The organism is Pseudomonas sp. PME37.24/006 (genome assembly GCF_055556635.1).
In genome coordinates, this window is record NZ_JBVHNL010000002.1 from 931,501 (window position 1) to 956,000 (window position 24,500).

The 24,500-nt window shown below is 60.0% G+C and carries 20 protein-coding genes; 16 read left to right on the plus strand and 4 right to left on the minus strand.

The features are described 5' to 3' along the window. The first annotated feature begins 27 nt into the window (after positions 1-27). The 16 genes from ACZ3GY_RS09910 (at position 28) to ACZ3GY_RS09985 (ending at position 18,456) form a co-directional block, all read left to right on the plus strand. Positions 28-1,188, plus strand: coding sequence for an outer membrane beta-barrel protein (locus ACZ3GY_RS09910; protein ID WP_463564399.1), 1,161 nt, complete (start codon positions 28-30; stop codon positions 1,186-1,188). A 130-nt stretch (positions 1,189-1,318) separates the two neighbouring features. Next, positions 1,319-1,858: a polysaccharide biosynthesis/export family protein gene (locus ACZ3GY_RS09915; protein ID WP_463564398.1), complete on the plus strand. Its 540-nt coding sequence runs from the start codon at positions 1,319-1,321 to the stop codon at positions 1,856-1,858. A gap of 2 nt (positions 1,859-1,860) precedes the next feature. Then, positions 1,861-4,092, plus strand: a complete 2,232-nt coding sequence (locus tag ACZ3GY_RS09920; RefSeq protein WP_465909874.1) for a GumC family protein — start codon at positions 1,861-1,863, stop codon at positions 4,090-4,092. Between the two features lie 42 nt (positions 4,093-4,134). Then, positions 4,135-4,860, plus strand: coding sequence for a tyrosine-protein phosphatase (locus tag ACZ3GY_RS09925; protein WP_465909875.1), 726 nt, complete (start codon positions 4,135-4,137; stop codon positions 4,858-4,860). 247 nt (positions 4,861-5,107) lie between these two features. Then, on the plus strand, positions 5,108-6,499 hold the full coding sequence (locus tag ACZ3GY_RS09930) for an undecaprenyl-phosphate glucose phosphotransferase (RefSeq protein WP_465909876.1): 1,392 nt from the start codon (positions 5,108-5,110) through the stop codon (positions 6,497-6,499). Between the two features lie 56 nt (positions 6,500-6,555). After that, on the plus strand, positions 6,556-7,902 hold the full coding sequence (locus ACZ3GY_RS09935; RefSeq protein WP_465909877.1) for a UDP-glucose dehydrogenase family protein: 1,347 nt from the start codon (positions 6,556-6,558) through the stop codon (positions 7,900-7,902). A gap of 13 nt (positions 7,903-7,915) precedes the next feature. Continuing rightward, a complete protein-coding gene (locus ACZ3GY_RS09940; protein WP_465909878.1) occupies positions 7,916-9,280 on the plus strand; it encodes a lipopolysaccharide biosynthesis protein in 1,365 nt (454 codons plus the stop codon). Positions 9,281-9,320: 40 nt separating this feature from the next. After that, positions 9,321-10,475: a hypothetical protein gene (locus tag ACZ3GY_RS09945; protein ID WP_465909879.1), complete on the plus strand. Its 1,155-nt coding sequence runs from the start codon at positions 9,321-9,323 to the stop codon at positions 10,473-10,475. A 60-nt stretch (positions 10,476-10,535) separates the two neighbouring features. Next, positions 10,536-11,660 carry a GDP-mannose 4,6-dehydratase gene (gene gmd, locus ACZ3GY_RS09950; RefSeq protein WP_463564391.1) on the plus strand — a complete coding sequence of 375 codons (1,125 nt, stop codon included), beginning with the start codon at positions 10,536-10,538 and terminating at the stop codon, positions 11,658-11,660. A gap of 2 nt (positions 11,661-11,662) precedes the next feature. Further along, the gene (gene fcl / locus ACZ3GY_RS09955) at positions 11,663-12,637 is read left to right on the plus strand and encodes a GDP-L-fucose synthase (protein WP_463564390.1); all 975 of its coding nucleotides are present in this window, start codon (positions 11,663-11,665) and stop codon (positions 12,635-12,637) included. Continuing rightward, positions 12,637-13,098 (plus strand): GDP-mannose mannosyl hydrolase, encoded by a 462-nt coding sequence (locus tag ACZ3GY_RS09960; protein WP_465909880.1) that lies wholly within the window; start codon positions 12,637-12,639, stop codon positions 13,096-13,098. The genes fcl and ACZ3GY_RS09960 overlap by 1 nt, the downstream gene beginning before the upstream one ends. Before the next feature lie 69 nt (positions 13,099-13,167). Continuing rightward, entirely contained in the window at positions 13,168-14,451 is a 1,284-nt protein-coding gene (locus tag ACZ3GY_RS09965; protein ID WP_465909881.1) for a hypothetical protein, read from the plus strand. Then, positions 14,414-15,178 carry a glycosyltransferase gene (locus ACZ3GY_RS09970; RefSeq protein ID WP_465909882.1) on the plus strand — a complete coding sequence of 255 codons (765 nt, stop codon included), beginning with the start codon at positions 14,414-14,416 and terminating at the stop codon, positions 15,176-15,178. Before ACZ3GY_RS09965 ends, ACZ3GY_RS09970 begins: the two co-directional genes overlap by 38 nt. Beyond that, positions 15,175-15,993 carry a WecB/TagA/CpsF family glycosyltransferase gene (locus ACZ3GY_RS09975; RefSeq protein ID WP_465909883.1) on the plus strand — a complete coding sequence of 273 codons (819 nt, stop codon included), beginning with the start codon at positions 15,175-15,177 and terminating at the stop codon, positions 15,991-15,993. The genes ACZ3GY_RS09970 and ACZ3GY_RS09975 overlap by 4 nt, the downstream gene beginning before the upstream one ends. Beyond that, positions 15,990-17,420, plus strand: coding sequence for a mannose-1-phosphate guanylyltransferase/mannose-6-phosphate isomerase (locus tag ACZ3GY_RS09980; RefSeq protein ID WP_463564386.1), 1,431 nt, complete (start codon positions 15,990-15,992; stop codon positions 17,418-17,420). The genes ACZ3GY_RS09975 and ACZ3GY_RS09980 overlap by 4 nt, the downstream gene beginning before the upstream one ends. A gap of 238 nt (positions 17,421-17,658) precedes the next feature. Further along, a complete protein-coding gene (locus ACZ3GY_RS09985) occupies positions 17,659-18,456 on the plus strand; it encodes a WecB/TagA/CpsF family glycosyltransferase (protein WP_463564385.1) in 798 nt (265 codons plus the stop codon). A 188-nt stretch (positions 18,457-18,644) separates the two neighbouring features. Here ACZ3GY_RS09985 and ACZ3GY_RS09990 read toward each other — a convergent pair whose 3' ends face one another. The 4 genes from ACZ3GY_RS09990 to ACZ3GY_RS10005 form a co-directional block, all read right to left on the minus strand. Next, on the minus strand, positions 18,645-19,838 hold the full coding sequence (locus ACZ3GY_RS09990) for a polysaccharide pyruvyl transferase family protein (protein ID WP_463564384.1): 1,194 nt from the start codon (positions 19,836-19,838) through the stop codon (positions 18,645-18,647). Between the two features lies 1 nt (position 19,839). Then, positions 19,840-21,156, minus strand: coding sequence for a flippase (locus ACZ3GY_RS09995; protein ID WP_463564383.1), 1,317 nt, complete (start codon positions 21,154-21,156; stop codon positions 19,840-19,842). Further along, a complete protein-coding gene (locus tag ACZ3GY_RS10000; protein WP_463564382.1) occupies positions 21,153-22,259 on the minus strand; it encodes a nitroreductase family protein in 1,107 nt (368 codons plus the stop codon). Before ACZ3GY_RS10000 ends, ACZ3GY_RS09995 begins: the two co-directional genes overlap by 4 nt. Before the next feature lie 439 nt (positions 22,260-22,698). Beyond that, entirely contained in the window at positions 22,699-24,207 is a 1,509-nt protein-coding gene (locus tag ACZ3GY_RS10005; RefSeq protein ID WP_465909884.1) for an ATP-binding protein, read from the minus strand. Positions 24,208-24,500 lie beyond the last annotated feature (293 nt).

Consider the following 24,500-nt stretch of genomic DNA (forward strand, 5'->3'; position numbering starts at 1 on the left):
ATCGACCCCGGGAAGGGATTTGGCACGATGAAACTCACCAAGATATTGACGGCTTCGCTAGCAGGTACGCTGTCTACGGCCAGCTGGGCAACCGACCCGGCGAGCATCGACCTGGCTGGTTTCGAGTTCACGCCTACCCTCGACGTTACCGAGAGCTATGACGACAACTACCGCGGCCTGCGTGATGGTGCCGGCTCGTCCTGGATTACCAGCATCAACCCGAAGTTTCTGCTCAGTGCCGAGACGCGCAACAGCGGTTACCAGCTCGAATACGAATTCGACGACCAGACCTACCACTCTGATGATAGGGCCAGCCACACCGACCATCATCTGCGCTTTCGCAGCGTTCTCGAATTCAACTCACGCAATCGCCTGCGTTGGAACCTTGGCTATCACCGCATCGAGGAGACCATCGATCTGGCGGATCCCGATGACAATGAAAACGACAAGTACGACCGCACCGTAGCTGGCGCCACATACAGCTACGGCACGCTGAGCGGTTTGAACCAGCTGGAATTCGGCGTCAATCGCGAAGGCATCCGCTATCGCAACAGCGGTGAACTCAACGCTGACGAAGAGCGCGATAGCACCATGTTCAACACCGTGTGGTACCACCGTCTCGGTGGCAGCACGCGATCGCTGGTCGAGCTGCGCCACACCGATCACGACTACGTGCGCAGCGGTAGCAACCGCGACAGTACCAATGACGCCGCACTGTTCGGCGCTACCTGGGAAGCGACCGCCAAGACCTCCGGCACCCTGCGCCTCGGTGCCGAACGCAAGAACTTCGACAGCAATACGCGTGAGGATTACACCAGCCCGATGTGGGAAGTTGGTGTGGCCTGGGAACCGCGCACCTACTCCGTCGTCAAACTCAACACTCGCCGCGCTTTCGATGAAGGTGACGACGGTGCGAGCACGGTTCAGGACACCACTACCCGCCTGAGCTGGGAACATGAATGGTCGGCCTTCATCCGTACGGATCTTGATTACCGCTTCTCCGATCGCGACTACAAAGCGATCGAGCGCAAGGACGAGCGCACCAGTTACGGCTTGGGAGTCACCTACTCCCCGGATCGCTGGGTCGATGTATCACTGGGTTACCGCCACACCGAAAACGATTCGAGCGTGCGGGAAAAATCCTATGACCGGAACATCTATCAGCTGTCGTTGAGCTTGAGCCTCTAAAACCAGGGCTTCTCAACAGGGTGACGACCAACGTCACCACCCCTATCAACTTTTCTCCGTTCGCCTTTGCAGCGAGCGGCGGCGCCCTTTTTTCTGCGCCTGAGACGAATCAACCACAAGGAGTACGCGGATGTCAGTCCACCATCTGTTCAAAGCCTTCTCGCTGCTGCTGATGCTCGCATTCGCAGCGACTGCACAGGCCAATCCACAGTATCGGCTGAGTTCCGGCGATGTGCTTAAGATCAGTGTCTTCGGCGAGCCGGATCTGTCGTTTGAGGAAATCCGCCTCAACGACGCAGGTACCTTCTCCTACCCGTTCCTGGGGTCGATCGAAGCCAGCGACAAGACTGCCGGCGACATCGAACGCGTCCTCACCGACAGACTGAAGGCCGATGGTTATCTGGTCGACCCTCGCGTCTCCGTCAGCGTGACCACCTACCGCGAGTTCTATATCAGCGGTGAAGTGAAGGCGCCTGGCGGCTACCCCTATCAGCCCGGCCTGACTCTGGATCGCGCCATCGCACTGGCCGGCGGCCTGACCGAACGCGCCTCCACCAAACGCATCACCATCGCGCGTGGTACAGGCGAAGCCCGTGCTTCGGAAAAGGCCTCGCTCGACACCCTGGTCAAGCCGGGTGACACCATCACCATCGATCAAGGGTTCTTCTGAATATGAGCAGTCCTGCACGAACGATCCGACAGTGGCAACCATCGCCGTCGGAAGCAGATAGCGATTACATCGACCTGCGGCGTATCTGGAACGCCATCTGGATGCGCAAGTGGGCCATCGCCCTGTTCGTGGTGGTGATCACCCTGGTCACCGCCCTCGCCGTCTCCCGCATGACGCCGATCTATCGAGCCGTCTCGACGGTGATGATCGAGACCAAAGGCACCCAGTTGGTGTCCTTCCAGCAGGTCTATGACACCACCGGCGCGGTAAACGAATACCTGCAAACCCAGCTCGGGCTGATCAAGAGCCGCGGCGTGGCCGAGAAAGTTGTTCGCGAGCTCAACCTCACCGAACATCCGGACTTCGACCCACGCCAACAGCCTAAACCACTGATCAATGTCGGCGGGTTCGTAAACAGCCTGCAAGGCATGCTGTCAGTCACCGGGCTGGTCGACGCACCCGAGCCAGCCAAGCCGATGACCGAAGCCGAGCTGCTGGATATCGCCACCAAAATCCTGATGGATCGCACCAGTATCTGGGTAGAAGGCAAAAGCCAGTTGGTGAGCATTTCCGTCGAGTTGCCTGATCGCCTGACCGCCGCTGCAATCTCTAACTCGCTGGCAAGCAACTATATCGACAGCCAGCTCGAAGCACAGATGGAAATGTCGCTGTCGGCCACCACCTGGATGAATACACGCCTGACCGAGCTGCGCAGCTCGCTACAGGAAGCCGAAAACCGCCTGCAAACCTACCGCGAAGCCGAAGGCCTGGTAGACGTCAACGGCGTGGCCACCATCAGTAACAACGAGCTGTCGCTGACCGGCGATCGCATGATCGATGCCCGCCGTCAGCGTGCCGAAGCGGAAAGCCAGTACCGTCAGGTCGAATCCATGGGCTCTACCGACTGGCGTCGTCTGTCCAGCGTACCTGCTGTCCTGGGCAACCCGCTGATCCAGCAATTCAAGGCTGAAGAAGCCCGCGCTCGCGCCAAGGTCGAAGAGCTGTCGCGCCGTTATGGCGAGCGCCACCCGGCCATGGCAGCTGCCAAGTCGGATCTCAGCGCCGCCTCCGCAAGTCTGCGTGCCCAGGTCGAGCAGGTGGTGGCGAGCATCGAGCGCAACTACCAGTTGGCAGTCGCCAACGAGAACTCCCTGAATGCCTCGTTCAACAAGAACAAGGAGCAGATTCAGGATATTTCGCGCAAGGAATTCAAGATCCGTGAGCTGACCCGCGACGTGGAAAGCAACCGTTCGCTCTACGAGACGTTTATGACCCGCCTGCGCGAAACCGCAGCCACTCAGGACGTCAACTCGAGCAATGCGCGAATCATCGATCAGGCTATCGCTCCGGTTCAGGCCAGCGCGCCGAACAAGAAGCTGCTGATTGTCCTGGCTGCCGGTCTGGCCCTGATATTCGGTATCGCCCTGGCGGTGATCCGCGACATCCTCAACAACACCTTCAAGAGCGCCGACGACGTCGAGAACAAGCTGAACCTACCGGTTCTCGGCATCGTGCCGCTGATTTCCAACAACACCAAATACACCGCCGCGCATCTCTTCGAACATGGCGAGGATGCGCGCTTCTGCGAATCGATTCGCACCATTCGTACCAGCCTGATGCTGGCCGATACCAATCACTCGCAGAAGGTACTGGTGGTCACTTCCTCGTCGCCAGGCGAAGGCAAGAGCACCCTGGTGGCCAACATGGCATTCGCCCTCAGCCAACTGCAACGCGTGTTGCTGATCGATGCCGACCTGCGTCGCCCAACCCTGGCCAAGAGCTTCGATTTCCCGGTCGGCACACCCGGCCTGGCCAACCTGATCAGCGGCAGCGCCAAGGTCGAAGACTGCATCCACAACATGGGCAACAACCTGGACATGCTGCCGGCCGGTGCGGTACCGCCAAACCCGCTGGAACTGCTGGCATCACCACGTTTCGCCAAGTTCCTGGAGATGATCAAGGAGCGCTACGACCACATCATCATCGATTCGCCGCCCAGCCAGGCGGTCAGCGATGCCTCGCTGCTGTCGACCTTCGCCGACTCGGTCATCTACGTGATCAAGTCCGAGGCCACTTCGATTCCGCTGGCACAGCGTGGCGTAGGCCACTTGCTGCAGAGCGGTGCTTCGGTGATGGGCGTGGTGCTCAACCAGGTGGACGTGGAAAAAGCTGCCCGCTCCGGCGAGTACAGCGGCTACTACGACCACTACGGCTACAGCGACCGCAAGGCTTGATGCAGCCATGACCAACCAGCGCATGACAGCAGGAGGTATCTGATGATCGATCTGCATAACCACTTGCTGCCGGGCATCGACGACGGCCCGGCAGACCTGCCGACCGCGCTGGAAATGGCCCGCATGGCCGTGGCCAACGGCATCAGCCATATCGTTTGCACGCCGCATATCCATGCCGGCCGCTACGAGAACGACAGCGACAGCATTCGCAGCGCCTGCGACAGCTTCAACCTGGCGCTGCAGGAAGCCGGCATCGATCTCAAGGTAGGCGCGGCCGCAGAAGTTCGTTTCTCTGGCGAGCTGATGACCCGCGTGATGGACGGCAGCATTCCGTTCCTCGGCCAGTGGGAAGGCAAGAAGGCACTGCTGCTGGAATTTCCCCACGGGGAAATGCCCTTCGGCGCCGAACGGCTGACCCAGTGGCTGCTGGAAAACGGCGTGGTACCGATCATCGCGCACCCGGAACGCAACAAGGTGCTGATGCACACGCCAAGCAAGCTCAAGCCCTTTATCGAGCAAGGTTGTCTGCTGCAAGTGACCGCTGCCTCTGCCGCTGGTCGCTTTGGTGAACGCGCAATGCACCTGGCTCACGAACTGCTGAGACATCGCGTGGTCAGCATTATGGCGACTGATGCTCACAACCTTGATCACCGCCCCCCCCAATTACAAGAAGGTCTCCTGCAAGCCGCCCGGATCCTGGGCGAGAGAGAGGCCGAACGTCTGGTCATCGACACGCCCTGGCGCATCGCACACCAGCATTTCGCTTAGTTGACTGCCTGATTAACGCGTGCCTGTCGGTTCAGGCCGCTGGATTCGTATTTGTTGGAGGTTGGAAAACCATGCGTCGAGCACTCGGCAACAGGACGCAGTACAGCTACCGACTGGCGCGCAAGCGCGGCGCAGTGTTGGGTTCGCCCAGCGTGTCGCCATACGTATCGCATACGGACGGGTCGCCTCTCGTGTGTTTTCCGGGGGCATCACACTTCATCGAAGATTTGCACGAGGATCGCCGCACATGATTTCCAAACGGATCAATCCTGCCGAAAACCGCAGGGGGCTGACGTTCTGGGGTCAATGGACCTGTGCCATTACTCTGGTCAGCATGCTGCTCTGCTATCTGGTCATCCAGCGTTATGGCGACGTGCCGACCGAGTACCGACTGCTGATCGTACTTACGGTACTGGGCTCCGTGCCGGCCTATGGCCTGCTGCGCGTATACCACAAGCGCTTCAACTACCTGACCGGTCTGGCGCACTTGCTGGCTGGCTGGCTCACGCTCCTCGCTGGCCTGCTATTCGTGGCGTACTTCAGCCAAAGCCTGGATCGGTTCTCCTTCGAGATCATGCGCGAGTGGGCGCTGCTCGGCTTCCTGGCGCAGGCCATCGCCTTCATCCCGTTGCGCTATTTCGCCAGGCTTCATTCGGAAAAGCTGCGCAACGATCGCGTCTCGCTGATCATTGGTTCAGGTGAAAAAGCCCACGAACTGGCCGAGCGCCTGGCTGCCTCCAACCGTGTCCCGCTGATCGGCATGCTCGCCTCGAACGACGATGCGCACACCCAGGATGGCCGCTTCCCGATTCTCGGCGCCCTGCACCAGTTGCGTGAAGTAACCGAGCAACATGGCGTACGTCGTGTCTACATCGCCCTGACGCTGGACGAGATTTCGCACATCGAGAAGCTCTACATCGACCTGCTCGACATGAGCGTCGACGTGGTCTGGGTACCGGACTTCGGCAGCATGCCGCTGCTCAACCAGTCGATCTCGCAGATCGAACAGTTGCCAGCCATCTACCTCAACGAAAGCCCGATCAGTTCGCACCCTGCTGCCGTGTTCAGCAAGGAGCTGATGGATCGCACCCTGGCCTTCCTTGCCCTGGTCGCGCTAAGCCCGATATTCATCGCTGCGGCCATCGCCGTGAAGCTGTCCTCACCTGGCCCGGTGTTCTTCCTGCAGCCACGCCATGGCTGGAACGGTGGCGTGATTCTGGTTTGGAAATTCCGCTCCATGCGCATGCATGACGATCAGAAAGTCGCCCAGGCAACCCGCGAAGATCCGCGCATCACCCCGGTCGGCCGCTTCCTGCGACGCACCTCGATCGACGAACTGCCGCAGTTGCTCAACGTGCTGCGCGGGGAGATGTCACTGGTTGGCCCGCGCCCCCACGCGGTGGCCCACAACAACTACTACAGCGACAAGATTCTTGCCTACATGGCCCGCCACCGCCTCAAGCCAGGCATCACTGGTCTGGCCCAGGTGACCGGTCATCGTGGTGAAACCGAAACCCTGGAAAAAATGCAGCAACGCGTGGAACAGGATCTGGCCTACATCAACAACTGGTCGTTGTGGCTGGACATCAAGATTCTGGTGAAGACGCCTTTCACCCTGTTTTCACGCGACATTTATTGAACGATGCCCACTTGGCGTCACGTAACGATTAACGCTCACTCAAGGAATTTTTATCCATGAACATCACTGTCGTTGGAACCGGCTACGTCGGCCTCGTCACCGGCGCCTGTATCGCCGAGATGGGCAACACGGTTATCTGCGTGGATGTCGATCCGAAGAAGATCGAAAACCTCAAAAGCGGTGTCCTGCCGATCTACGAACCGGGCCTGGAAACCGTCGTGGAAGAGAACTTCGAGGCCGGTCGCCTGCAGTTCACCACGGCCCTGCCAGAAGCCATGGAGCAGTCGGACATCATCTTCATCGCGGTTGGCACGCCGCCCGGTGAAGACGGCTCTGCCGACCTGCGTTACGTGGTAGAGGTGGCTCGCCAGATCGGCAGCCTGATGACTCGTCACACCACCGTGATCAACAAATCCACGGTACCGGTGGGCACCGCTGACCTGGTTCGCGCCGAGATCCTCGAGCAACTGGAGCTGCGCGGCAAGGACATCAGTTTCGACGTGGTGTCCAACCCGGAATTCCTCAAGGAAGGCGCTGCAGTCGACGACTTCATGCACCCCGATCGGATCATCATCGGCACCGACAGCGAGCGTGCTCGCAAGGCCATGAGCGAGCTCTACGCACCGTTCATCCGCAACAACCCGCGCATCAAGTTCATGGGCGTGCGTGATGCGGAAATGACCAAGTACGCCGCCAACGCCATGCTGGCCACCAAGATCTCGTTCATGAACGAGATTGCCGGGCTCTGTGAGCGCCTGGACGTGGACATCGAGAACGTGCGCCTGGGCATCGGCTCGGATCAGCGTATCGGTTACCACTTCATCTACGCCGGCTGCGGCTACGGCGGCTCGTGCTTCCCGAAAGACGTCAAGGCACTGATCAGCATCGCCCACCAGAACGACTTCGAACCCAAGGTTCTGCAAGCCGTCGAGGCGCGCAACGAGCAGCAGAAGCAATCGCTGTTCAACAAGCTGGCCGCGCACTTCGAAGGCGATCTCAAGGGCCGTACCTTCGCTGTCTGGGGCCTGGCGTTCAAGCCGGGTACCGACGACATGCGTGAAGCGCCGAGCGTGGTGCTGATCAACAGCCTGATCAACGCCGGTGCCAAGGTCAAAGCCTTCGACCCGGTTGCGAGTGAAACCGCCGCACGCGAGTTCCCCGAGCACTGGTTCAGCGAAGGTCGCCTGCAGATCGTCGACGGCCAGTACGAAGCGGCCATCGATGCCGATGCGCTGGTACTGGTTACCGAATGGAAGCCATTCCGCCGCCCAGACTTCAAAGCGCTGAAAAAGCTCCTCAAGCAGCCGGTGATCATCGACGGCCGCAACCAGTACGACCTTACCCAGGTGGATCGCGAGGGTTTCGATTATTACGGCATTGGCCGTAAGCAAGTGAACGGCTGAGCCCCTCCTGACAATGGACGTCATCGAACCCAAAGTCACGGCTCCCACCGCCCTCTGGACACGTCTCGGCGTGTCCGGCAGAGCGGCATTGCGCAGCCCCGTGCTGCGCAATATCGCGACCGTTGCTTCTGGCACCGCTGGCGCCCAGGTCATCACGCTGGCCCTCATGCCCGTCATCACCCGGATCTACGGGCCAGAGACCTACGGGGTACTCGGGGTATTCATGAGCCTGGCGTTCATGCTCATCCCGGTCGCTGCCCTCACCTATCCAGTCGCCATCGTGCTTCCGAGGCGCGATGCCGATGCCCGCGGTCTGATTCGCCTGTCCTTGCTCATCGCCTGCGCCTTCGCGGCGCTCGCGACAGCCTTTATCGCCCTGCTCGGCGAGCAGCTAGCCAACCTGGCAGGTGTCACTCAGATCGCTCCTTTTCTGCTGTTGCTGCCTGTGGTTCTTCTCGCTGGCGCAGCACTTGAAGTCACTCAGCAATGGTTGATTCGCCAACAGCGCTATCGCCTCACTGCTGGCGTGGCGGTACAACACGCCATCGCTCATAACGGCTTGCGGATTGGCGTTGGGCTGCTGCATGCGAGCCCCGCCACCTTGCTGCTGAGCACTGCCTTCGGGCCACTGCTGCAGACACTGATGCTCAACTGGGCGTTGCGCCGCAACGCAAGCGCACAGGCTCAAAAGACGGCCACCGATCCGCAGCCGTTGAGTACCCGCGAACTCGCGTTGCAGTACCACGATTTCCCGCTGTATCGCGCGCCGCAGATGCTCATCAACGCGGTATCGCAGAACCTGCCAACGCTCGTGTTGGCGGTGTTCTTCGGTCCGGTGGCAGCTGGTTTCTTTGCCTTGTGCAAACAGGCCCTGAACGTGCCGACTCAATTGATCGGCAAATCCGTGGCTGATGTTTATTACCCGCGCATCAGCGCTGCGGTGCATAACCACGAACCGATCACCGCCATGTTAGCCAAAGCTACGGCAGCGCTGGCATTGGCCGGTCTGCTGCCTTTCGCGCTGGTGTTCTGCTTTGGCCCGCAGCTATTCGCCCTGGTGTTCGGCGAGCAATGGGCGGTAGCCGGTGAATACGCGCGTTGGCTGGCCCTGGCCGAGTACATGATTTTCGTCAGCCGCCCCTGCACGGTCGCCGTTCCGGCACTCGCACTACAGGGTCGCTTCCTGATCTTCGAGGTGCTCAGCACCGTATTGCGCATCGCTGCCCTGATGGCCGGCGCCCTGTTCCTGGAGCAGGCCGAGCAGACCGTCATGGCCTTTACCGCGGCCAGCATCCTGATCTACCTGAGCCTGATCGCCAGCGTGCTGTACGCCGCACGCACCGGTGTACGGCAAGGCCGATTGGCAGATGCCTCGTGACTGCCCCTAAACACTTTCATCAGAGACTGGCTTCGATCCTATGACCGCACAATTGCCCACTATCGTCGTCATCGGCTACAACCGGCCGAAGAGCCTCAGCCGCCTGCTCGGCTCGCTGATCAAGGCTCGCTACCCCGAAGGCGACGTTCGCCTGGTGATCAGCCTGGACAACTCCGGCAACCCGCAGCCACGCCAGGTAGCCGAAGCCTTCGACTGGCCGCACGGCGAGAAACGCATCATCGCTCACCCCGAGCGCCTCGGCCTGCGCCAGCACGTATTGAGCTGCGGCGACCTGACCGAACAGTACGGCGACGTGATCATTCTCGAAGACGATCTGTTCGTCTCACCATTCTTCTACGAGTACACATGGCGGGCGTTGCAGGCCTATGCCGACGATGCTGGCGTTGCCGGTATCAGCCTGTACAGCGTGCAGTTCAACCAGACCGCCAACCTGCCGTTCACACCGATCGATGACGGCGACTCGGCCGTGCATTTCATTCAGATGGCCGCGTCCTGGGGGCAAGCCTGGTCGCGTCGCCACTGGCAAGGCTTCCGCCAGTGGCTGGAAAGCCACGGCACCGACATCAGCCACATCGACGGCATCCCGGCAGATATCCGCGGCTGGCCGGAGTCATCGTGGCTCAAGCTGTTCACCGCGTACATCATTTCCCGGGATCTGTACTTCGTGTACCCGTTCCGCTCGCTGAGCACCAACTTCGGCGATCCGGGTCAGCACTTCAACATCGCCTCGTCGCGCTTCCAGGTGCCGATCCAGCAACAGCCGATCGACTACCAGTTCGCAAAACGCGAAGACAGCGTGTCGGTCTACGATGCCTTCTGCGAGCTGCTGCCAGCCTGCGTAAAACGCCAGAACCCCGTGCTCGAGCCCTACGATTTCACGGTCAACCTGTATGGCTGCAAGACCTGCAAAAAAGGCCTGCAACTGACCCGAACAGAAGCCCGTGGCCTGCACAATTTCAGCCTTTCCATGAAGCCCATGGAACTGAGCATCCTGCATAACATCGAAGGTGAGGGCCTAGCCCTGATCGACTCGGCCGACATAGACGGCGCCAGCCTGTCGCGGCCCAAAACGGAGTACGACATCTACCGTTTCTTTTACAAGTTTCCGTCGGTACGGATCATTCTTTTTGGCGTTATGGAACGCCTCCAGTTGCTGCTCAAGCGTACGCCCTAACGGACCGCGTTCAGCAACCGAACACAGACCCTCTATCAATTGAACATCGCAGGTATCGCAATGGAACAGAAAAAAGCGCTCATCACCGGTATCACGGGCCAAGACGGCTCCTACCTGGCCGAGTTTCTGCTCGAAAAGGGTTACCAGGTGCATGGCATCAAGCGTCGTGCCTCGTCGTTCAACACCCAGCGCGTGGATCACATCTATCAGGATCCGCACGTCGACAACCAGAACTTCATCCTGCATTACGGCGACCTCAATGACTCGTCCAACCTGACCCGCATCATCCAGGAAGTGCAGCCTGACGAGGTCTACAATCTCGGCGCACAATCCCACGTTGCGGTGAGCTTCGAAGCCCCGGAATACACCGCTGACGTCGATGCCATGGGCACCCTGCGCATCCTCGAAGCCATCCGCCTGCTGGGCCTGGAAAAGAAAACCCGTTTCTATCAGGCTTCTACTTCCGAGCTCTACGGTCTGGTGCAGGAAACCCCGCAGAAGGAAACCACCCCCTTCTACCCGCGCTCGCCCTATGCGGTCGCCAAGCTGTACGCCTACTGGATCACCGTCAACTACCGCGAAGCCTATGGCATGTACGCGTGCAACGGCATCCTCTTCAACCACGAGTCGCCGCGCCGCGGTGAGACCTTCGTGACCCGCAAGATCACCCGCGGCATGGCCAACATTGCCCAGGGTCTCGAGCCGTGCCTGTACATGGGCAACATCGATTCGCTGCGTGACTGGGGGCATGCCAAGGACTACGTGCGCATGCAGTGGATGATGCTGCAACAGGATCAGCCAGACGACTTCGTGATCGCCACCGGCGTGCAGTACTCGGTACGTGAATTCATCACCTGGTCTGCCGCTGAGCTGGGCGTGCACCTGCGTTTCGAAGGCACTGGCGTGGACGAGCAAGGCATCGTCGAGCGCATCGAAGGCAACAACGCGCCGGCCCTGAAGGTTGGCGATGTCGTGGTACGCATCGACCCGCGCTACTTCCGCCCTGCCGAAGTGGAAACCCTGCTGGGCGACCCAACTAAAGCCAAGACCGTACTGGGTTGGACGCCGGAAATCACCGTGCAGGAGATGTGCGCCGAGATGGTTCGCGAAGACCTCAAGGTCGCCAAGCGCCACGCGCTGCTGCGTGAGCACGGCCATGATATGCCAGTCTCCGTGGAGAACTGAGCATGAGCGCGCCACTTGATCAGCGCATCTTCGTCGCCGGCCATCGCGGGATGGTCGGTTCGGCGATCGTGCGCCACCTGCAGAGCATGGGGCACCAGAACATCGTCACGGCGCCCCGTGAAAGTGTGGATCTGGTCGACGCCGCCAGCGTGCAGCGCTTCTTCGCCGAACAACGCATCGACCAGGTCTATCTGGCCGCAGCCAAGGTCGGCGGCATCCACGCCAACAACCAGTACCCGGCCGACTTCATCTATCAGAACCTGATGATCGAAGCCAACGTCATCAACGCCGCGCACAATGCCGGCGTGAACCGCCTGCTGTCGCTAGGCAGCTCGTGCATCTACCCCAAGCATGCCGAGCAGCCGATGCGTGAAGAGGCGCTGCTGACCGGCGTACTGGAGCCGACCAACGAGCCCTACGCGATCGCCAAGATCGCCGGGATCAAGCTGTGCGAAAGCTACAACCGCCAGCACGGCCGTGACTACCGCAGCGTGATGCCGACCAACCTGTACGGTCCCCACGACAACTACCACCCGGAAAACAGCCACGTCATCCCCGCCCTGCTGCGCCGCTTCCACGAAGCGACCCTGCGTGGCGACGATGAGGTGGTGATCTGGGGCAGCGGCACGCCGATGCGCGAGTTCCTGCATGTCGACGACATGGCGGCCGCCAGCGTGCACGTGATGAATCTGGACGACGCCACCTACCAGGCGCACACCCAGCCGATGCTCTCGCACATCAACGTCGGCACCGGGCAGGACTGCACCATCCGCGAGTTGGCAGAAACCATCGCGCGGGTCACCGAGTTCCAGGGGCGTCTGACGTTCGACAGCAGCAAGCCCGACGGTACGCCACGCAAGCTGATGGACGTATCGCGTCTGGCCAAGCTTGGCTGGACGGCGAGCATCGATCTGGAAACCGGCCTGCGTGACGCCTATCGCTGGTTCGTCGAACACATCGACGATGTGCGCAGCTGATGTTTCTGCCTGCCGATACCTTCAAGGCCGTGGTCGCCAGCACACCGCTGGTGTCCATCGATCTGCTGGTTCGCAACGTAGAGGGCGAGCTGCTGCTGGGCGAGCGTCTCAACCGCCCCGCCCAGGGCAGCTGGTTCGCTCCAGGTGGGCGCATTCTCAAGAATGAAACCCTGGATGCCGCTTTCGAACGCCTGACCCAAGAAGAACTGGGCCAGGCATTCCGGCGCGACCAGGGCCGGCTGCTCGGCGTCTACGAGCACTTTTATGACGACAGTGTGTTTGGCGAAGCACCGGATACCCACTACGTGGTGATCGCCTACGCACTGGAGCTTGGCGCTCAGCAGAGCCTGCAACCGCCAAGCGTGCAGCACGGTCGCTACCGCTGGTGGCCGATCGAGCAGATGCGCGAGGAACCGCGCATTCACCGCAATACGCGGGATTACCTGCAGGCGCTGTACTAGACCTCTCGCAAGCCACTCAACGCGGCGTCGGCTTGCGAGCCACGACAATTTCGATATGGGAACGCGAGCTTGTTCAAGCAATTCCTGGCATACCGCAACCTGCTGCTGATCCTGTTTGTCCTGAACTCGGCCTGTTTCTTTCTGACCGATGACAAGAAGGCCGGCATCCCCTATCTGCGCGAGCTTTATCTGCTCGGCGTGCTAGGTAGCGCTGCGGCCCTGTTCCTGGTCTGGAAGCGCGTGTACCAGTCCAAGACCAGCCTGTGGATCATTTTCATGGGCCTGGTGCTGCCGGTCACCTCGGCGATCATGGCGCAGCTGAACTTCGATCAGCCGTTCATCTATGGCCTGCTCGAAGAACGTCGCAGCTTCGCCTATCTGGTGTTCTTCCCGGCCCTGTTCCTGCTGATCAAGACCGCGCCCACGCAAAAGCACCTGGAGACCTTCTTTCTCTACTCGGGCCTGGCGTGCGCCTTCGTCGGCTACTGCTACTACTTCGGCATCATCCCGGAAAACTCAGGCGTCTCGTTCACCGTGGATGCCAAGGATGCCGGCGAGGTGCTGCTGCGCCCGAACCGTTTCCGTATCGGTTCGAGCTACGTGACCATCTGCGCCTTCATGCTCATGTACAGCATGAAAGAGCGTATCTCGCTGTTCAAAGTGGTCACCCTGCTGTTCTTCGCTTCGTACCTGTGGCTGGTGCTGCAAACCCGTCAGACCATGATCATCTGGTGCCTGGCAGGCCTGTGGATCTTCCGTGACCGCATCGACTCGCTGATCAAGCTCGGCCTGCTCGCGGCCACCATCCTGGTCGCCTCCTACTTCATCTTCCCCGAGTTCTACTACGAGCAGTTCGCCAAGTTCGAAGCCCTGCTCGACGAAGCCACCACCGGGCCCGGCGTACGCGACACCACCACGGCGATCATCATCGGCGCAGTTGCCGACAACTGGTACATCGGCATGGGCTCGCTGTCGCTGCAGTGGAAAGGCGGCTTCGGAACGCTCTATAACCCGCACTTCTACCTGTCGGACGTGGGCATCTTCGGCGTGTACTACCGCTACGGGTTCCTCACGCCGGTGATCGCCTTGATCTTCTACGCCGGTTACCTGCGCATCATGAAACGCTGCCCGCAAAAGGGCCCGCTGCTCAATGCTTTGCAACTGGTGTTCTGGTTCCAGATGCTCAACATGTTCCTGTCCAACTCGCTGATGTACGGCGGTGATGTGCTGGGCATCGGCGCCGCCTGTTTCCTGTACTTCTCCCGCGCCTACGCGACGGAGAAATCCCCGACTCGAGAGCTCAGAGGCACACGCCATGACAAACTTCAGTATCGTGACCATCAACTGGAATAATCTGGAAGGCCTCAAACAGACCTACCAGAGTGTGGCTGCCCAGACCTATCGGAACTTCCGCTGGATCGTCGTCGACGGTGCCTCAAACGACGGTGGCGCCGAGTGGCTGGCGACCATCGACGAGCCCTACGCCGAGATCACCTCGGAGCGCGACAAGGGCCTCTACGACGCCATGAACAAGGGTCTGATCAAGGGCTCGGCGACCGAGGGCTATACCCTGTTCCTGAACAGCGGTGATTCGTTCTACGACGAAAACGTGTTGCAGAAGGTTGCCGATGCCATTGAGCAGGCGCCAAGCAAGCCGCGTTACGTCTACGGCGATTACTACCTGCAGAACGCCGAAGGCCGCCTCACGCCACAGAGCGCCAAGAAGATCGAGCACCTGGTGCTGGGCATGCCGTCCAGTCACCAGGCGATGTATTTCGAGAACGAAAGGCTGCGCAGTGTGCGCTTCCGCGAGGATTTCAAGCTCTCGGCGGACTACTGCATGATCGTCGAGTTTCTCCAGGGTCAGGATCACAAGCGCGACGTGCTGAAGGTCGCCTCGCCGCTGTGTATCTTCGACACCACGGGCGTTTCCACCAGCCGCCGTTTCGATGCGTTGAAGGAAGATATGCGCATCCGTCGGGAGGTCATGAAACTATCACCGCTGCACAGCATCTCTTTGTATGTCCTGCACTACGTGCATACGCATAGCAAATTGTTGAAAGCGGCACTGGGCAAATGAATCGCGAGCAACAACAGCCGCTGCCCATCCGCAACACGCGCCAATGGCGCAAAGAGGTGTTGATGAAGGCCTTTGATATCGAGTTCTACGCTGGCTCCAAGGATCGCCTGGTCGAGGACTTGGTCGAGCACAGCACCGAAAGGTACAGCTACGTCGTGACACCTAACGTAAATCACATCGTGCAGCTGGAAACCGACCACGACCTCAAGCGCGCCTACGCGGTAGCCCGCCATCGTATCTGCGATAGCCGTGTTCTACTGCCCCTGCTACGCATGCTCAAGGTTCCCGTGGAAGACGCCATTCCCGGCAGCACACTCACCGAAGAACTGATCGACATCGCCGAGCAGCGCGCCTGGAACGTCACCGTGATCGGCTGCGAGGATGAAGACATCCTGCATCTGCGAGCGCGCTACCCGCATATCACTTTTCACCATCACAACCCGCCGATGGGCTTCATCGACAGCGAAGCAGCGATCCAGGCCTGCCTGTCCTTCGTCATCGAACACCCGTCCAATCTGGTCGTGCTCTCGGTGGGCTGCCCGCGTCAGGAAATCCTGGCGCAGAAGATCTTCGAAACCGACCAGGCCGTCGGCATCGGTCTGTGTGTGGGCGCCTCGATCAACTTTCTGTCCGGAAGAATTCGTCGCGCTCCACTGTGGATGCAGCGCTATTCTCTGGAATGGCTGCACCGCGCCTTCACCGAGCCTCGTCGACTGGTAGGACGTTACGTGCACGACGCGTTTCGCATCCTGCCGATCCTGCTCAGGGAATTCAAACTACGCCAATCACTCTTCATGGGAGGAGCTCCACGATGATTCCTGTCATTCTTTCCGGCGGTAACGGTTCGCGCCTTTGGCCGCTTTCGCGCCAACTCAATCCCAAGCAGTTCCTGCCCATCGCCGATGATTCGTTGTCCATGCTGCAGGCGACCATTCGCCGCCTGGAAGGCTTGCAAGTCAGCCAACCGTGCCTGATCTGCAATGAGGAACATCGCTTCCTCGCCGCTGAACAGCTGCGTGCCCTGGGCATCGAGAATGCCAGCATCCTGCTCGAGCCGGTCGGCCGCAATACCGCTCCAGCGGTTGCCCTGGCTGCCATCAAAGCCCTTGAGAAGGAACACGACCCGGTACTGCTGGTGCTGGCTGCCGACCATCTGATCAAGGATGTCAGCGCCTTCCATCGCGCCGTTGAAACCGCCCTGCCCTTCGCCCAGGCCGGCAAGCTGGTGACTTTCGGCATCGTGCCTACCCACGCGGAAACCGGTTACGGCTACGTGCAGAAAGGTGCATCGGCAGGTGACGGTGGCTTCTCCGTACAGAGCTTCGTGGAGAAACCAGACAGCGCTACCGCCGAGCGCTACCTCGCCTCCGGTGAACACTTCTGGAACAGCGGCATGTTCATGTTCCGCGCCAGCCGCTATCTGGAAGAATTGCAGCGCTGGCAGCCGGAGATCCTCGATGCCTGTCGCCGCGCCACCGCGCAGAGCGAGCAAGACATGCACTTCGTGCGCATAGGCAAGGAGGCCTTCGCCGCCTGCCCGGAAGACTCCATCGACTACGCCGTGATGGAAAAGACCGAAGACGCAGTAATGGTGCCGCTGGACGCCGGCTGGAGCGACATTGGCTCCTGGTCTGCACTGTGGGACGTCAGCGACAAGGACGAACAAGGCAACGTGCACAAGGGCGACGTGCTCAGCCACGACAGCCACAACAACTACGTGCACGCTGACTATCGTCTGGTGACCACCGTGGGCGTCGAGAACCTGATCATCGTCGAGACCAAAGACACCATCATGGTCGCGCACAAGGACAAGGCTCAGGAGGTCAAGCGCATCGTCGAACAACTCAAGCACGAAGAGCGCGGCGAGTATCTCAACAACCGCGAGGTGTATCGCCCGTGGGGCATGTACGACTCGATCGATCATGGCCAGCGCTATCAGGTGAAACGCATCACCGTGAAACCGGGCGCCAAGCTTTCGGTACAGATGCACCACCACCGTGCCGAGCATTGGATCGTAGTCAGCGGCACCGCGCAGGTGACCAATGGTGACGAGACCTATATGGTTACCGAGAACCAGTCGACCTACATCCCTATCGGCCAGATCCACGCCCTGGAAAACCCGGGCATGATCCCGCTGGAACTGATCGAGGTACAGTCTGGTACCTACCTCGGCGAAGACGACATCGTTCGCTTCTCCGACAACTACGGCCGGGTAAAGGAACTCAAGGTTTCTGCAGCCTGATGTGCAAACAGCGCCGCACCGCTACCGATGTGGCGCTGACCATCAGATACTGGGCCAAAGTCGAGCCCGGCAGCAGGGTGACTTGCCATGCATGGCATCACCGTTCACGACTAACAGAGCGACGGATAGCTCCTTCATTTCGCTGAAAAAATGGATATTTATAAAAACAAGCAAAGCGCGAAGCCCAAGTGAACAGATACCGGATAACTCCATTCCTTTCCGACAATGAGGCTCGCCTGTGAAAACTTCTCAACTCAAACTGCACGATCCTTTGATCCACAAACTGAAGTTGTTGGAAGAAGATGACGTGACCCCGCTGCTCGACGAACTGAGCACGCCGAAGAAGCCGACCATCCTCGGCTTCCTCAATCAGCACGGCTACAACATCGTCCAGAACGACACGGAAGCACGCCGTCACTTCCTGAAGGTCAACTACCTGTTGCGCGACGGTATCGGCGTCAAACTGGCCTGCTCGCTCAACGGCCTGGCGCCAGGCGCCAACCTCAACGGCACCGATTTCATTCCCAGCCTGATCACCCACCTGCTCGAAAGTGAGCACAGCGACAGCTACCAGCTGTTCGCCATGGGCACCAGCGAGCCGTGGGTCAACCTGGGCGCCAGCGCGCTGTTCGGCGATCGCAAGTTTTACGCAATCGACGGTTTCCAGCCGACCGAGCGCTACCTCGAATTCGTCCGAGAGCACCTGCAACCGGAAAAAATCCCGCTTATCGTGATGGGCATGGGCATGCCTCGCCAGGAAGAAGTCGCCGTGAGCCTGCAGCGTGACCTCGGCCGCCCTGCCCTGATGATCTGTGGGGGCGCGATCCTCGACTTCGCGGCACAACGCTTCAGCCGTGCGCCAGCGGTGGTTCGCAAGGTCGGTATGGAGTGGGCGTACCGCCTGCTGATGGAGCCGCGCCGCCTGTTCAGCCGTTACATAATCGGCATCCCACGGTTCTTCTACTACATCATGCGTAACGGTATAGACCGCAAGGTTGTGGTTAGCGAACAAGGCGCCTACGACCGCAAGTCCTGACGCCAGCGCTGAAACGAAAACGCCCCGGTTGAGTGATCAACCGGGGCGTTTTTCGTTGCTGCACAACCCGTAGGGTGGGTGAGTGGCGCCATAGCTACGCATTGGCAGGCACCGCTCACTCAGCGCGCCGCGTAACCCACCAGGCGCAATAAACGCTACCCATGGAGGGTCACCCGCAAGCAGGCGCCTTAGCGCCCCGCTGCCACAGCTAGCGGCTTCTCGCTACGCACGCTGTGGCTCTGTCCGATCAACGCAAACACTTCATCCCACATGGCTTGAGTACGCGTCTTCAGTTCCGCGGAATGCGCCTGCAAACGGCTCGAGAGCGCCTGCATCTGCGCAGGGTCGGTCAGGTAATCGAGAGCACTGGAAAGCTCCTCGTCAGTCAAATTGATATTCAGCACGCCTTCGGCAAAACCGTAGTCGGCGAACAGCATCTGGTACTTGTGGCTCCAGCCAGTAGCCAACGACGGTACCCCTTGCGACAGCGAACTGACCAGACCATGGAAGCGACTACCCAAGGTGCCGCGACAGGCGCCGAGGATGCCCTTGATGGCCAGCGGATCGGTCTCACGCAGGATCGGCAAGCCACCGACCGCTTGCGATACCTGCTCGGCCACCCGGGCATCGCCCTCGCCTTCGTGGATCAGCAGGAACGGCTTGGCGCCACGCTCCACCAGCATTTTGGTAGCGCGCTGCAGGAACGGCACATAGCCCTTGGCGACGCTGTCACCGGTCTTGTCGAGCATGCGGCAGTTGGGCACTACGCAGACCTGATGAATTTCAGGATCGAAATAGGCCGGCAAGGTACCGGTGATCAGGTTGGTGAAATCGGGCGCTATTTTGATGTTGTCACGTTCGCCAACCACCTCGGTGAGATAGTCGTAAGAGACCTGTTCGCGGGCGAAAACCAGATCACAGTTGTCGAGGAACGCCCTGACCGCATCCTTGCTCTTCTGATCGCGGAACGGGCCGAATGCCTGGGGCAGCAGGATCACTTTCGAGCCCTGCTTCTTCCAGCGCTTGCTGGAGCGCGCCAATTCCTCGGACAGATCCGGGCCCCACTGATCGCTGTAAGCGAAGCCAGCGGCGTCCAGTACCACGTTCACTTCCTTGTCGAGCACCACACCGTACTGCTCGCGAATACCGGCCGGCACCAACGCCGCCAGGTCGCCGAAGGGGATGCCGGCGCGCCACAGCCAGGCTTTCTGATACAGGCCCAGGGATGCACGGTTGACGTAGGGATAAGGGCTCTTGGCGCGGCCAGGCTCCATCACCACCTTGGCGGCAGGAAGATTCTTCTGTACCTGCTGCAGGGCAGCGTGCAGCATCAGTGCAGCCCCCTTGTTGACGAAACCGGCTTTGCGAATCTCGACGTACATATCACGTTCTCCTGAATTCACGAATCAACTGGGGCACGCTAATGAACACGTGCAGGAAAATACTCTTGGTCATCATGATGAACAGCGGTCGCGTCCTGCGTGACAGCAGCAGGCTCACGTAACCGGCGATGGAATAGGAAATCAGCGTCGCCCAGGCGGAACCGACGACACCGTGGCTCTGGATGAGGAAGTAATTGAGCACGATGTTGCTCACCGCCCCCAGGCCCTGAGTGACCAGGGAAAAGATGAAGGCCTCTTCGATGATGATCCACTTGCTGAACAGCGCGCGCATGAACACGAAGGTCGCCGCGAAGATATGGATCGCCAGCACCGGCCCGGCATCAGCGTACTGCTCGCCGTAAAGCGTCAGGACGATCCAGTCGGAGAGGAAGAACACCACTACCGCCAGGCCGAACGCCATGAAGAACAGCACATCCAGCGCGACCTGCATGAAGCGGTTGTAGCCAGCCGTATCGGTCTTGCTGAGATCGATCATCTTTGGGAAGACCGACGCCATGAGGATGGTCGGGATCAGGTACCAGGCTTCCGACAGCCGCGAAGCCGCCGAATACACACCCACTGAATACTCGCCGAGCATGTACTGCAGCATGATCTGATCGACCTTCAGGTAGATCACCGCCGACAGCGAACCGAGGAAGATCAGCAGGCTTTTCTTGAGCAGGGTCTTGCCCAGCGTCCAGGAAAAGTCGAAGCGGAACTCGCGCTTGAGCATCACCGCATAGCAGACCAGGATCGCCGAGGTGACCATCACCACCACCACGTGGGCCAGGGCGATATACACCAGGCCGGCACCGGCGATGGCCAGGATCATCTTCAGGCCGTTGCCACCAAGCTGCCCGACGAACCCTGCCACGGCGGCATACTTGGCCTGCACCCGCGCCTGGAACCAGTCGATGAGCATCTCGAACGGCGTGAAGAACAGCGCCAGGGCGGTGAACAGCAGCACCAGGAAATTCTGGTCGTTGCCGATCAGGTAGGTGCCCATCATGATCGCGAAGGCGAACACCGAGCAGCCCACCTTGATCATGAATACCGTCGAGAGAATCTGGTCTTCGTTTTCCGGGTTGCTGCGCAGCTCCTTGACCACCAGGCCGGTCAGCCCCAGGTGCACCACGATGCTGAGCAGGCCCAGCAGCGCGAGTGCATAGTTGAGGTAACCGAAATCCTCGGGGCCCAGATAACGAGCCAGTACCACGGTAGTCGCCAGGCCGATGGCCAGCATCAAGAACTTCTCGGCCAGCATCCAGCCAGAGTTGAGGAGGTACTTCATGCCCTCCTGGACACGCGCGGCACTCATCGGCTGGACGTCTCCAGGTGCCCGTAGCTGCGGGCTTCATCCAGCGACAGCTTCTGCGAATACGGCACCAGGCCGGTGTCCGCGGCATAACCCAGGGAAATGAACATGACGATGCGTTCGTCCGGGTCGAGTTTGAGCAGCTTGGCGGCGGCCTGCTCGCGCTCGGGAATGTCCGGCCAGTTGATCGAGCAGGACGACACGCCCTGTGTCTCCAGCGCGAACATGAAGGACATCGCAGCCAGTGCGCCGTCGATATAGATCACATGGCGATCACGAACGTGCGGGTAGGCACGCAGGCGGCCAACCACGGCGACGATGGCCGGGAAGTTGTGATCGAAACCGGCAACACCCATCGGCAAGCGCGAAGCCTGTGCCACGGAAGCCGCATCATCGAAGATCAGGAAGCGATACGGCTGGCGATTGCAGGCGCTCGGCGACTGCACGGCAACTTCAACGGCCTTGTCGATCACGTCGCGCGGTACCGGGCGATCCTGATACCAGCGCACCGAGCGGCGCTTCATCGACAGCTGGCGCATGGCGGTGTAATCCACGCTTGGCGTGCTGACGTCAGCGGCGAACGGCACGCGCTCGGTGTCAGGGTTGCGCAGGCTGCCTGGCGAACTGACCGGGCGCTCGAAGCGGGCGAATTTCTCGCGAGCTCGGTTGATCACCGGATGATCACCGGTCACGGTGAAGTATTCGGCGAGCACATCGTGAGCCCAGCTGACTTCGTCACGATCCACATTGCCGTTGAGCGAGGCGATGTAGCTGTCGACCGTATCGCCGATGTAATCCAGGGCGAACACTTCGCGCCTGGGCTGCATGATCAACCCCTTCTCGATACGGTGCACGGCACGACGCAGGAAGTAGTTGACCGGCTCGGCGCCGGACAGGTTTTCCTCGTGCTGCAGGTGACCGACCACCACCGCGTAAGCCTCACGGTCGAACGCCGACGAGAAGAACGAATAGTGGAAGCGGCGCAGCGTGGCAGACCGTGAGAGTGCGCGAATCCAGCTCATGGAGAGCTTTTTCTGCATCCCTTTCAGGTTGTCGATGCTGTCGCGGGGCAATACCTTCTTGAGGGATTCCTTCAACATTTTCATAGGCTGTGATTACCGTTCAATGGTTAATATCTCCCCCACAATCGCCATAGTGGTACGGCGACATTGAATTGATAGACGCAGGCAGTTATCGGCCCAACCGCAAGCGCCTGCACGCCACCAGAAGCCCGTCATGGCTGGCGCATACAGCAGCATCCCTTCTCTAACGCAATCACCAAATCTCTCTGCCCGCTCAACAGCAGCACGCAGGAAAAATGGCATTGGTACTGCAAACGGATCGACGTCCAGACCAGCACTTCAAGAGGCTGGAGGTGGCGATATGGGCTACCGCCTTTTCGTTGTCAGGGTTTAGGACTACGGAGCAACGCTTTGATTCCGCAGCAGGATGCTATCGAGGGAAAAAGTTGCCGGAAGGCCGTTGCCCTTGACGCAAACGCACCTACACCGGGCTCTGGCAGACGGGAAGCACCAAGAAAAAGCGTCATGGCCTCGACGGCAGCATGTCGTCGATGGTTTCGCTCAGCTCTCGCATGGAGAAGGGTTTATTGATGCTCTTGAGGCCAGGTAACGAGGCAAGCGGCTCGGTATCGGCATCTCCAGCTATCAGCAATACAGGCAAGCCAGGCCTGCACTGCTGCGCTAGATCGGCGAGCTGCAAACCCGTGATACCTGGCAGGCTGATATCCGAGACCAGCAGGTCGAACGACGCGCTGGACGCGAGCAAGTCGATAGCCGCCTGAGGTTCGGCAGCGTTGACGATTTCACAGCGTCTCCCTGCTAACACCTCGGACACCAGCAGCCGTACTGCCGAATCGCTTTCAACCAGCAGAACACGATGGCCCAACGCACGCTCGGGTAGCAGATTGGCATCGGGAGCGTGTTCGCCAGCGGCGAGGGGTAAGTACAGGCGCACCGTGGTACCAATACCAGGCTCACTGTGAATGGTGACCTGCCCACCGCTCTGTCGCGCGAACCCATGCACCATGGGCAAGCCCAGGCCACTGCCCTGCCCGGCGGACTTGGTGGTAAAGAACGGATCGAAAACCTTCTCCAGCGTCTCGCTGCTGATGCCAGAGCCGGTATCGGAAAAGGCGATCAGCAGATAATCACCTGGCAGCAGATCCGGCAAGGCCGTCATCTCTTGCCGTGCCAGGCTGATCAGTGATGTGTGCAGCCGTATTTGCCCGCCATTGGGCATGGCATCACGGGCGTTGACGGCAAGGTTGAGAATTGCGCTTTCCAGCTGCCGAGCATCCACCAGAACCCGCACCGTACCGTGCTGATAATCGACCTGCAGCGAAGTACCTTTACTGATCGTGCGCCCGATCAGCAGCTCCAGCGATTCGAGAAGGGGAGCCACATCAACTGGCCTGGCCTCCAGTGGCTGTCGGTGAGAAAAGGTAAGCAGCCGCTGGGTCAGCGCACTGGCCCGATCCGCAGAAACGCTGGCGGCCTCGATAAAGCGCTCTATCCCTTCGAGCCGACCATTGGCAACACGGCGTTTCATGATATCGAGCGCGCCGATGATGCCAGTAAGCGCATTGTTGAAGTCATGTGCAATACCGCCGGTCAACGCTCCAACGGCATCCATCTTCTGACTTTGCAGCAACGCCAACTCGCACTCGCTGCGATGAGCCTCCACAACGCCGCTTGGCGAACGTTTGAGTAGTGCCATCAGGCAACTGCACAGTGAGCGCGACGTGAAAGGGCGCTCCAGCACGACGACACCGCGGCCACTGAGTGCTGCAGGCGGCTCTTGTACTGTGGCAGCACCAAGCAGGATAAGCGGAAGCGACGATTGGAAAAGCCTGGCGTGTGCCAACTCATCCTGGCCCGCCAACATCTCTTCGGCGATCAAGACAGCATCGGCGTTGCCAGCCAGGGCATCGAGCAACATGGCAAAGCTTTCGCACAACTCGAAGGTCAACCCCAAAGGTGAAAGCAGCGGTAGCAACCGGCTCGCCTCGTCACTGCAGATCAATACGCGCATGCTGGGCACCACCTGCGAATCATGACCGCGCCCCGGTACCGGAGCGCGCTGGCAGCATGCACTCGCAAACGTCCGTATGAAGCTGCCGAACCACCATGGGCCGCCTTCCACGCAAATAGGAAAACAGCCAATTTGGCATCCCACCACCGGGCGTCAACGGGCGCCCGTACTACGACCTCATCCATGGATACCTACTCTCGACACAACAGACTGCCTCAGGCGCCTTACAGCGACAGTGGCGTATACATGGGGTTCGACATTCGCCCAGGCACAGGCGTTCCAGAAATAGAAAA